This is a genomic window from Ornithinimicrobium panacihumi (genome assembly GCF_052073805.1).
Taxonomy (GTDB): Bacteria; Actinomycetota; Actinomycetes; order Actinomycetales; family Dermatophilaceae; genus Ornithinicoccus; species Ornithinicoccus panacihumi.
The window spans coordinates 270,305-279,840 of the sequence record NZ_JBQGWG010000002.1 but is presented as its reverse complement, the minus strand read 5'-3'; the positions used below and the strand labels follow the sequence as shown (position 1 = coordinate 279,840).

Sequence of the window (9,536 nt, the reverse complement as noted above, 5' to 3'; positions counted from 1 at the left end):
ACCCAGCGGTCATCCCCGAGCGCCACTGCTCTCCCTGTCCCCGTTCTGCGTCGTCATCGATGCCATCCCTTGCAACCTTAACCAGCGGCTGGAGGCTTGTCTGCACCGGCCGGCGAGGGACGTGAGGCTGGTCAGTCGTCCGCGAACGCCGCTAGGGCGGCCTTGCTGGGCTCGACCGTCTCCACCCGGAACGGACACTGGGAACCGGTGGCGGCCGTATACGCCTTCTGAGCTCGCTCGGCGGCTGCGCGGGTCCTGTCGAGCGGGTCCTCGCCCTTGCCCTTGCGCTGGAGCAAGGCGCCGTAGAAGTTGGCCGCAAAGAGGGTGCACTCCGGTTCTGTGACCATGCGACGCGATCCGATGTAGGTCACTGGAACCTCAAGGCAGTCGCGCATGGCCCGGATGAACTTCCGCATCCCGCCGTTGCAGCCGTCCACGTAGAGACACGCGGCATAGATGCCGCGCTCTTGGTCCGCCAGCCACTCTGCGACCGTGGCGACCGCGACCTCATGGTCGCGACCGAAGAGCGCGGGGGAGTCGTTACCTCTGCCGTTCATGTGACTGGCGAGGTGCAGGACGAGCGCCTCGGCGTGGAGAGCTGCCGTAAGTACGTCCGGAGCCGCCGAGCTCACCTTCTCCACGTGGGCCAGAGGCTCGGCGGGCGCGTAGACCGCGTCGTCGGACTCCTCCCAGAGCGCCGCGATCGCCAAGATGAGATTGCGGGTGGCCTCGAGTGAGTGGTGAAGGTCCGTGCCGCCTGAGAAGTCGACGATGCGGATCGTGGGAGTCCTCATCGTCCCACCCTGGCACGCAACCCGCGGTCAGGTCAGGCAGACTTCCAGGCATGGACAACGGTGCCCAGCGATCGTCCCTTCGGCTCCCACAGCCATCGGCCCAGCCCCTCTACGCGGCGGCCGAACGGTGGCGTGACGAGGCGCTGCTCGCTGACACCAGCCTCTTCGGGGGCCACCAGCTCGACGGTCTGGCGGCAGGCCGAGAACTCGTCGAGCACTTCGTGGACAACCTCGACGTCAGCCCTGGCACCTTCGTGGAGAAGCTCAGGAGTCAGCTGTCCACCGTCAGCACCGATGCCGTGCAAGTGGCTGCCGAGCTGCTCTACGTGCACTTCCTCATCGTCTCGACCGACGCCGTCAAGAGCAGGACCAAGCTCCAGACGATCCAGGCCGTGCTCGACTTCCGGGAGGGACAGATGTCCGGCGTGCCAGATGATCTTGCAGACGCCTTGCGTGGAGGCGTGGCTCACCCAGGGCAGGCGTTCAACAACTACCGATGGAAGATGTTCGCCTTCCTCATCAACTTCTTCGTCAGGGTCAAGTCGCTTCCGATCGACCAGCGACGGGCGGCACTGACCGACCGGGTCCAGTTGCAGCAGGTCTTTAATGAGCTCGACCAGCAGACCGTGTGGTCGCAGATGTGGGCCGTCGAGCACCTGCTCTTCCCGGATCTGACCCCGCCGATGCTCAACCGCGACGACCGTGCGGCGGTGGTGAGCACCTGGCCAGACCTGGGCGGTGACGTCGCCGAGGTGTTGAGCCGCCTTGAGCCCAATGCCGAGTATGGAGAGCGCAGAGCCGTGCTGCCGTACCGAACGCCCTATCGCGAGAAGTGGAAGGGCATCGACCTCACCGTCACCCGCTATGCGGAGTGGGGCGTGAGGCTCCTTCGCGTTGCTGAGGAGCAGTTCCAGCTGGAGACTGACTACAAGGAGTCCATCGCAGCCAACCTCCAGGCCGTGCTCCGTGCGCGAGAGGATCCGGACCTGCTGAACGAAGAGCTCCGCAAGGCGATGACCGGCGGCGACTTCAACCTCGTGCACTTCTTCGTCGTCGACGACTTCCGGAAGTGGGTCAAGGCCGAGCCCCAGGCCGCGGCGCAGGCACTAGCAGCATTCGACACCTACCGGGGCGCGGAGGCGATGGATCGCTTCCTCGAGCTCGTGCCTCGGACGGGACAACTGTCCGGTCTCGGCGGCAGGATCAGTCTCGGCGCGGTCTTTCTCATGGCCGTAGACCCACATACCTGGCCGCCGTACCGCGACCGCCCTGCTAAGACCACCGCCCGCCTGACCAAGGGATACCGGGCACAAGAGAGTGCAACGGCGGGGGAGCACTACGGACTCTTCCTGGAGAGGCTCGACCTGATCATCGTTGCGATGCGGCATGCGGGCCGCCCCATCGCCGACAGACTCGAGGCGCAAGCGCTGGCATGGCTCGTGGCCGAGCATGACGACATCCCAGGCTGGGACAACGACACCTATCAGGCATTCGACGCCTGGCGCTCAGGGAAAGACGTCGCGGCGCCTGTCGAAACCTCATCGTCGGAGGGTCAGCATGATTCGCCTCCTCCAGCGATAAGTACCGCGAGCACTCTCGAGGACCTCGCCGAGGAGCTCTCGTTCGCAGAAGCCGATCATCCCTGGCTCGAGGAGACGGTGGCACTGCTTCGCGAGAAGCGTCAGCTCATCTTCCAAGGGCCGCCGGGGACCGGCAAGACCTACATCGCGCGGGCACTGGCCGAGTTCATCACCGGCGCGACCGAACGGATTGGCGTTGTCCAGTTCCATCCGTCCTACGCCTATGAGGACTTCGTCGCCGGGTTGCGACCCGATCCCCTGCAGGCCGGTCGCTTCTCGCTCGTGGCCGGTCCGTTGCTCCGCATGGCTCAGCAGGCCAGGGGCAACCCTGACGAGATCTTCGTCCTCATCATCGACGAGATCAATCGCGCCAACGTGCCGGCCGTGTTCGGGGAGCTCTACTACCTGCTGGAGTACCGCGACGCCGAAATCACGATGACCTACGACACGGCCCCCTTTAGCCTGCCGAAGAACCTGCTCATTATCGGCACGATGAACACAGCTGACCGGTCCATCACGATGCTGGACTCCGCGATGCGCAGGCGCTTCTACGTGCGAGACCTCAGACCCGGCGAGGTCCCGTTAGACGGCATCCTCCGCACTCACCTGCAGCGACTGGCGCCGGAGCTCACCTGGTTGGCGGACCTGCTGGAGCAGGTGAACGGGGCCATCGGTGACCGCGAGCTGGCGATCGGCCCCAGCTTCTTCATGGGGGATCCACCGACCGAGGTGCGGGCACGTCGGGCGTGGGAGAACAGCGTGATGCCCACCCTGCGCGAGACCTTCTACAACCGGCCGGAAGTGCTGGAGGGCCTGGACTTCGCGACCCTCAAGGACCGGGTCAAGGGGACCGTCACCGACGATGCTGCTGACTGAGTGGGCTTGGTCGCCCTCCTTGCCGGTCGAGCCTCCCGTGCGTCGTGTGCTGGAGGATCGTTTCGACGCGACCATCCGGATGGGGTCGGGCCCCGACGAGTTCATCGTCCGACCTGGCGGGGTCGTGGGGTCGGTGACAGTGGGCCAGACGGCAGTGACCGTCCGACCCAAGATCGACATCGACCGTGTGCTGTTCATGGTGGCCTACGCGCGCGACCCCTATGGCTGGCAGGACCACATCTCGACGATCGGGTCGGTCGACTCCCTCGTGGACGGCATGGCCAGCCTGTTCGTGCGCGCCTGCGCGCCCTTGACGGCTCGCGGGCTCCTTCGGGACTACCGAGCCGTCAACATGGACGACAGGGTTGTGCGGGGCAAGGTTGCCTGGCCCATCCAGGCTAGGCGCCTGCTCCCCGTCCCTATCGCCCTGCGGCATCACGTCCACGACGATGACACCACGGAGAACCGCATACTTCGAGCCGCTTGCCAGGTGCTTCGGCGACACCACGTCTCGCCGAGGGTGGCCCCCGAGTTGGCTCGTCTATGGAACATCCTCCGCAACCTGGGGACGCTGCCCATGCCCGCAGATGCTGCCGACAAGGTCCGCTGGACCCGTCGGAATGCTCACTACAGACCAGCGGTAGAGCTGGCGGGGGTCATCCTCCGAGGGCAGATGGCCGATGTGGTCGCCGGAGACGTCGCGGTCCAGGGCTTCACTCTCGTGATGCACGACGTCTTCGAGCAGTTCGTGCGGACCGCACTCCGGAACGCATGGGGCGCCTCTGAGATCGACATGCCCGACTCCTGGAAGGGCGGACAGCTGACCCTGGACCAGGCGAACCGAGTCAGACTCAACCCTGACCTGGGGTGGTCTCCGCACGGCGGCTGGAGGTTCGTAGGCGACGCCAAGTACAAGAAGGACGACTCAGGAACTGGACGATCCCCAGACATCTATCAGGCGCTTGCTTACGCAGTCGCGACTCGACTGCCTGAGGCGACTCTCTTCTACGGCGAGGGAGGCGACGACCGTGATCACGTCATTCACGAGGTCGACAAAGTCGTGCGCGTCAGGCACCTGGACCTGGCGCAGTCACCCCGACAACTGGTGGCGCAACTCCGAGGTATCGCGAGGGAATCTGTGCTCGCTCCGACGTACCGGAACGCGTCACTGCGACCGACTCAGGGCTGAACGCTGCGACGTGCTCGTCCCCACCGTGACCGTCGCTGTGCTGCCCGCGAGGACGGTGTCGACCTGAGTTCCGGCGGCGGCCTCGACCACGCTGGCATAGGCACGCAACTGCGGCGCGTAGAACGCTGCCCGCGCGGGCCACGCCTCGGCGGGCACGTCGTCCGTCTCCGCCTTGCTGTTCACCTCGCCTGAGGGGGGACAGGTTGCGAGCCTCGAACTGGAAGCGGTGGTCCGGGTGGAGCGAAGCCGTCACGAGCATGGGCGGCGGCATCCGGTTCCACGACCTGCGCCATACCTGCGCGAGCCTGCTTATCCAGGCGGGTGCGACGCCGGTGGAGGTGCAGCGCATCCTGGGTCACAGCACGCCGGCGACGACGCTGAACCTCTACACCCACCTGCTGCCCGACGCGCTCGACGGCGCGGCCGCGAAACTCGACGGCTACCTGAACAGCCGGCTGTGACGGCCTACGGAACCCGGCTCGGCTGCTGTGAGACATCCCCCAGCGGGACGAAACACCGTTTGACCTGCGACGATCTGAAGGTGGGCCCCGTGGGACTCGAACCCACAACCTACGGATTAAAAGTCCGCAGCTCTAACCATTGAGCTAGAGGCCCGCGCCGGCGGGACGCCGGTCAACTCCGTCAGGGTACCTGCGCGATAGGTTGTCCACGCCGACTCCCCGACGAAGAGGAACGACATGGGACAGCAACCTCCCGGCATCCCGGTGCCCGGTGACCACCTCCGCGATCTGTCGCCCGACCCGCGTCGAGGGGAGGAGATCGACCAGAAGTCACCCGGCGAGCGCGCACCGGAGCTCGAGCCGAAGACCGTCAAGTTCCGCCTCGCCGGCCTGATCGGCGGCTTGCTCGCCGGCCTGCTCGTCTATGTCCTCATGCCGGGCGACGTCCCTCACGCGGCCAAGCTGACGGCGGCCACCGCGGTCCTGATGGCCGTCTGGTGGATGACCGAGGCGCTGCCGATCCCGGCCACCGCGCTCGTGCCGCTCGTGGTCTTCCCGGTGCTGGGGGACTCCAGCGTCAACGAGGTCGGCGCCAACTACGGCAACAACATCATCTTCCTGTTCATGGGCGGCTTCCTGCTCGCCCTGGCCATGCAGCGGTGGAACCTGCACCGCCGCATCGCGCTGCTCACCGTCTCGGCGATGGGCACCAACCCCGCCATGGTCATCGCCGGCTTCATGATCGCCACCGGCTTCCTGTCGATGTGGGTCTCCAACACCGCGACCGCCGTGATGATGCTGCCGATCGGTGTCTCCGTCCTCATGCTCGTGGCCAAGCTCGGCACCGAGATGGACGCCCCCGAGCTCGAGGGCGACGTGGCCGCCGACAGCGACGAGGCCAAGGCCGCCGTGGTCCGCTCCAACTTCGGCACCGCGCTCATGCTGGGCATCGCCTACGCCGCCTCCATCGGCTCGCTCGGCACGATCATCGGCACCCCGCCCAACACTCTCCTCGTCGGCTACCTCGCCGAGAACCACGACATCCAGATCGGCTTCGGCCAGTGGATGCTCGTCGAGATGCCGATCGCCATCGTCTTCCTCATCATCTGCTGGTTCCTGCTGACCAAGGTGCTCTACAAGCCCGAGATCAGCGAGATCCCCGGCGGCCGCGAGCTCATGGGCCGCGAGATCCGCAAGCTCGGCCCGATGTCCCAGGGCGAGATCCGCGTCCTGATCATCTTCATCCTCGCCGCGATCGCCTGGGTGAGCGTGCCGCTCGTCTGGCCGGACAACACCCCGATCTCCGACGCCGGCATCGCGATCCTCGCCGGGCTCCTGCTCTTCCTGCTCCCAGCCGGAGCCAACCGGGGCGTCCGCCTGCTCGACTGGGAGAGTGCCGTCGAGCTGCCCTGGGGCGTGCTGCTCCTCTTCGGTGGCGGCCTGGCCCTGTCGGCGCAGTTCGGCTCCTCGGGCCTGACCGAGTGGATCGGTGAGGTCACCTCCGGCATCGGTGGTCTGCCCGTCGTGCTCATCGTGGCGATCTTCGCCGCGGGCATCCTGTTCCTCACCGAGCTGACGAGCAACACGGCGACGGCCGCGACCTTCCTGCCGGTCGCCGGCGGCATCGCGGGCGGCATCGGCATCGACCCGATGCTGCTGGCCATCCCGGTCGCCCTGGCCGCCACCTGCGCGTTCATGCTCCCGGTGGCCACCCCGCCCAACGCGATCGCCTACGGCTCGGGCTACGTGACCATCCCGCAGATGGTCAAGGCCGGCCTGTGGCTCAACATCATCGGCATCTTCCTGGTGACGGGAACGACCATGCTCATCGCGACGGCGGTCTTCAACATCGTCTACTAGCACCATCAGGTATGCCGAGGGGCCGGGTCCGCGCGGACCCGGCCCCTCGGCATACCTCGCCTCAGCGGCGTGCGTAGTCGAACTCGTTGACGAGGATCACGTCGGCGTCGGTGCGCTGGATCGTCTCGGCGACGTTCTGCGCCTGGACGTTGTCCCCGGTGGACAGGTCGCGGGTGAGTTCGCCGGCGTTGAACCTGTTGAGGGAGGCGTTGAAGGTCGCGAACCGGACGTCGTGGTCCGGTGCGCCCTTCCCCTCCGGCGCAGCCTGCGCAGGGACGGCGGCGGCGCCCAGCCCGGCCATGAAGGCGAGCGCGGAGACGGCGGTGCTCGGTCGGTGGGTGCGTGACGTCATACCGGCCAAAATAGGTGGGTATGCCGTGCCCGGCACCTCGGTGCGGCTGAAGGGCGGGTGAACACTGGGGGTGTGGGAGAGTTCCTCCCATGAGCGAGACCGCAACGACGCGCCTGTCCGCCAGCGAACGCACGCTGGTCGAGACCAACGGCATCGACATCATCGATGAGTCCGAACGCACCGCCAAGCCCTCCGACCTGTTCTGGCCGTGGTTCGCGGCCAACGTCTCGGTCTTCGGGATCTCCTACGGGTCCTACGTCTTCGGCTTCGGTATCAGCTTCGTCCAAGCACTGATCGTCACGATCATCGGCGTCGTCCTGTCCTTCATGGCCTGCGGGATCATCGCGATCGCCGGCAAGCGCGGCTCGGCCCCGACGATGGTGCTCTCGCGCGCGGCGTTCGGCGTCAACGGCCAGAAGGTGCCCGGCATCTTCTCCTGGCTGATCTCGATGGGCTGGGAGACCTTCCTGGCGATCATGGCCGTGCTGGCCACCGCCACCGTCTTCGACCAGCTCGGCTGGGCCAGCGGCACCACGACCAAGGTGCTGGCCACCGCCGTCATCGCCGCGCTCATCGTGCTCGCCTCGGTCGCCGGCTACCACACGATCATGCGCCTGCAGTCGGTGCTGACCTGGCTCACCGGCGCCGCCACCATCGCCTACATCGCGATGACGCTCAACCGGGTCGACCTCGAGGCCGTCATGTCCCGCGAGACCGGCCCCGCCACCGCGGTCATCGGCGCTCTCGTCATGCTCATGACCGGCTTCGGCTTCGGCTGGATCAACATCGCCGCCGACTGGTCGCGCTACCAGCGCCGCGACGCCTCCAACGCCAAGATCGTCTTCTGGAACACCCTCGGTGGCGCGCTCGCCCCGACCATCCTGGTGATCTACGGCCTCCTGCTCATCGGCTCCGACCCCGCGCTGGAGGAGGGGATCGTCAACGACCCGATCGGCACGCTGGCCACGATCCTGCCGATCTGGTTCCTCGTGCCCTTCCTGCTCGCCGCCGTCCTGGCGCTGGTCAGCGGTGCGGTCCTGGGCATCTACTCCTCCGGCCTGACCCTGCTGTCGCTGGGCATCAACATCCCCCGCCCCGCCGCCGCCGCGATCGACGGCACCATCCTGACCCTCGGCACCATCTGGGTGGTCTTCTTCGCCGAGTCCTTCCTCGGCCCGTTCCAGAGCTTCCTCATCACCCTCGGTGTGCCGATCGCCGCCTGGGCCGGCATCCTCATGGCCGACGTGGCCCTGCGGCGCAAGGACTACGACGAGCACGCGCTGTTCGACGCCCGCGGCCGCTACGGCAACTGGAACTGGACGGCCATCGCCCTCATGCTCGTCGGCGCTGTCGTCGGCTGGGGCCTGGTCATCAACACCTTCGCCGAGGCCGCGCCGTGGAACAACTGGCAGGGCTACCTGCTCGGGCCGCTGGGCCTGGGCGGCAAGGAAGGCACCTGGGCCTGGGCCAACCTCGGCGTCCTGATCTCCCTGGCGATCGGCTTCTTCGGCTGGCTGCTCCTCGGCCGGAGCATCGTGCGACGCCAGGAGAGCGGGCAGCCGTGACCGCCCCCTGGCTGATCGTCATCGACGCGCAGCGGATCTTCGCCGACCCCCAGAGCGAGTGGTGCGCGCCGCGCTTCGCCGAGACCGTCGACCCGATCCGGGAGCTCGTCGAGGAGCACGCGGGCCGCGTCGTCCAGACCCGCTGGGTGCCGCCGCCGGTCAAGCACGGCTCGTGGCAGCCCTACTTCGAGACCTTCCCCTTCGCCGACCGGTCGCCGCACGACGCGATCTTCGACCTAGTGGACGAGATCGCCGAGCTGCAGCTGCCGCATACCGTCTCCGAGCCGACCTTCGGCAAGTGGGGCGAGCGGCTCCGGGACGTCGTCGGGCCCGACGCGCGCCTGACGCTGGCCGGCGTGGCCACCGACTGCTGCGTCCTGTCCACCGCGCTGGCCGCCGCCGACGCCGGGTGCTTCGTGGAGGTCGTCGCCGCTGCCTGCGCCGGCTCCTCGGACGAGGCGCACGAGCGGGCGCTCGCGGCCATGGAGCTCTACGCGCCGCAGATCAGCGTCCGGCGATGAGCGGGGAGGGTATGCGGCCGCTCACCGAGCGTGAGGCCGCTGTCCTCGCGCGGATGGCCGAGGCACTGCCGGCCGGCCACCCGGCGCGCGCGGAGGTCGCCACGGCGATGGTCTCCGGCACCTGCGGGTGCGGGCTCTGCCCCACCATCGACCTCTCCCCGGCCGAGGGCCGTGACGACGGACCGCGCGAGGTCCTCATGAGCTCGCACGAGACCGGCACGATCCTGCTCTTCGTCGACGGCGGTCACCTGAGCTGCCTGGAGCTGGCGCCCTGGGAGGACGAGGCGGTGGGCAGCTTCCCGCCGCCGGAGGAGATCACCGACGTGCGCCTCACCTAG

At 67.6% G+C, this 9,536-nt stretch carries 10 protein-coding genes and 1 tRNA gene; 7 read left to right on the top strand and 4 right to left on the bottom strand.

Features of this window, described 5'->3' with window-relative positions; all coding sequences use genetic code 11:
* Nucleotides 1–131 precede the first annotated feature (131 nt).
* Nucleotides 132–794: a hypothetical protein gene (locus ACTMMA_RS03460; RefSeq protein WP_441188700.1), complete on the bottom strand. Its 663-nt coding sequence runs from the start codon at nt 792–794 to the stop codon at nt 132–134.
* A 50-nt stretch (nt 795–844) separates the two neighbouring features.
* Here ACTMMA_RS03460 and ACTMMA_RS03455 point away from each other — a divergent pair, with 50 nt between their 5' ends.
* A complete protein-coding gene (locus ACTMMA_RS03455) occupies nt 845–3,250 on the top strand; it encodes an McrB family protein (RefSeq protein WP_441188699.1) in 2,406 nt (801 codons plus the stop codon).
* Nucleotides 3,237–4,439: an McrC family protein gene (locus tag ACTMMA_RS03450; protein ID WP_441188698.1), complete on the top strand. Its 1,203-nt coding sequence runs from the start codon at nt 3,237–3,239 to the stop codon at nt 4,437–4,439. Before ACTMMA_RS03455 ends, ACTMMA_RS03450 begins: the two co-directional genes overlap by 14 nt.
* Here ACTMMA_RS03450 and ACTMMA_RS03445 read toward each other — a convergent pair.
* Nucleotides 4,416–4,622 carry a hypothetical protein gene (locus ACTMMA_RS03445; RefSeq protein ID WP_441188697.1) on the bottom strand — a complete coding sequence of 69 codons (207 nt, stop codon included), beginning with the start codon at nt 4,620–4,622 and terminating at the stop codon, nt 4,416–4,418. The genes ACTMMA_RS03450 and ACTMMA_RS03445 overlap by 24 nt on opposite strands.
* Before the next feature lie 20 nt (nt 4,623–4,642).
* On the opposite strand from ACTMMA_RS03445, the gene ACTMMA_RS03440 reads away from it, so the two are divergent.
* Nucleotides 4,643–4,900, top strand: coding sequence for a tyrosine-type recombinase/integrase (locus ACTMMA_RS03440; protein WP_441188696.1), 258 nt, complete (start codon nt 4,643–4,645; stop codon nt 4,898–4,900).
* Nucleotides 4,901–4,981: 81 nt separating this feature from the next.
* Here ACTMMA_RS03440 and ACTMMA_RS03435 read toward each other — a convergent pair.
* Nucleotides 4,982–5,054: transfer RNA gene (locus ACTMMA_RS03435), tRNA-Lys, on the bottom strand.
* Nucleotides 5,055–5,137: 83 nt separating this feature from the next.
* Here ACTMMA_RS03435 and ACTMMA_RS03430 point away from each other — a divergent pair.
* On the top strand, nt 5,138–6,760 hold the full coding sequence (locus ACTMMA_RS03430; RefSeq protein WP_441188695.1) for an SLC13 family permease: 1,623 nt from the start codon (nt 5,138–5,140) through the stop codon (nt 6,758–6,760).
* A gap of 61 nt (nt 6,761–6,821) precedes the next feature.
* Here the strand turns inward: ACTMMA_RS03430 and ACTMMA_RS03425 are convergent, their stop codons facing one another.
* Entirely contained in the window at nt 6,822–7,112 is a 291-nt protein-coding gene (locus ACTMMA_RS03425) for a hypothetical protein (protein ID WP_441188694.1), read from the bottom strand.
* A gap of 89 nt (nt 7,113–7,201) precedes the next feature.
* Between ACTMMA_RS03425 and ACTMMA_RS03420 the strand changes: the two genes are divergently transcribed.
* The 3 genes from ACTMMA_RS03420 to ACTMMA_RS03410 are packed head-to-tail and all read left to right on the top strand — an operon-like array spanning nt 7,202 to nt 9,536.
* Nucleotides 7,202–8,677 carry a purine-cytosine permease family protein gene (locus tag ACTMMA_RS03420; protein WP_441188693.1) on the top strand — a complete coding sequence of 492 codons (1,476 nt, stop codon included), beginning with the start codon at nt 7,202–7,204 and terminating at the stop codon, nt 8,675–8,677.
* Nucleotides 8,674–9,198 carry a cysteine hydrolase family protein gene (locus ACTMMA_RS03415; RefSeq protein ID WP_441188692.1) on the top strand — a complete coding sequence of 175 codons (525 nt, stop codon included), beginning with the start codon at nt 8,674–8,676 and terminating at the stop codon, nt 9,196–9,198. The genes ACTMMA_RS03420 and ACTMMA_RS03415 overlap by 4 nt, the downstream gene beginning before the upstream one ends.
* Nucleotides 9,195–9,536, top strand: coding sequence for a hypothetical protein (locus tag ACTMMA_RS03410; RefSeq protein ID WP_441188691.1), 342 nt, complete (start codon nt 9,195–9,197; stop codon nt 9,534–9,536). Before ACTMMA_RS03415 ends, ACTMMA_RS03410 begins: the two co-directional genes overlap by 4 nt.

Excerpts from the sequence above, each read along its gene's own strand:
- ACTMMA_RS03460 (WP_441188700.1), bottom strand. The coding sequence starts at position 794 with ATGAGGACTCCCACGATCCGCATCGTCGACTTCTCAGGCGGCACGGAC.
- ACTMMA_RS03430 (WP_441188695.1), top strand. The coding sequence starts at position 5,138 with ATGGGACAGCAACCTCCCGGCATCCCGGTGCCCGGTGACCACCTCCGC.
- ACTMMA_RS03450 (WP_441188698.1), top strand. The coding sequence starts at position 3,237 with ATGCTGCTGACTGAGTGGGCTTGGTCGCCCTCCTTGCCGGTCGAGCCT.
- ACTMMA_RS03410 (WP_441188691.1), top strand. The coding sequence starts at position 9,195 with ATGAGCGGGGAGGGTATGCGGCCGCTCACCGAGCGTGAGGCCGCTGTC.
- ACTMMA_RS03455 (WP_441188699.1), top strand. The coding sequence starts at position 845 with ATGGACAACGGTGCCCAGCGATCGTCCCTTCGGCTCCCACAGCCATCG.
- ACTMMA_RS03420 (WP_441188693.1), top strand. The coding sequence starts at position 7,202 with ATGAGCGAGACCGCAACGACGCGCCTGTCCGCCAGCGAACGCACGCTG.
- ACTMMA_RS03425 (WP_441188694.1), bottom strand. The coding sequence starts at position 7,112 with ATGACGTCACGCACCCACCGACCGAGCACCGCCGTCTCCGCGCTCGCC.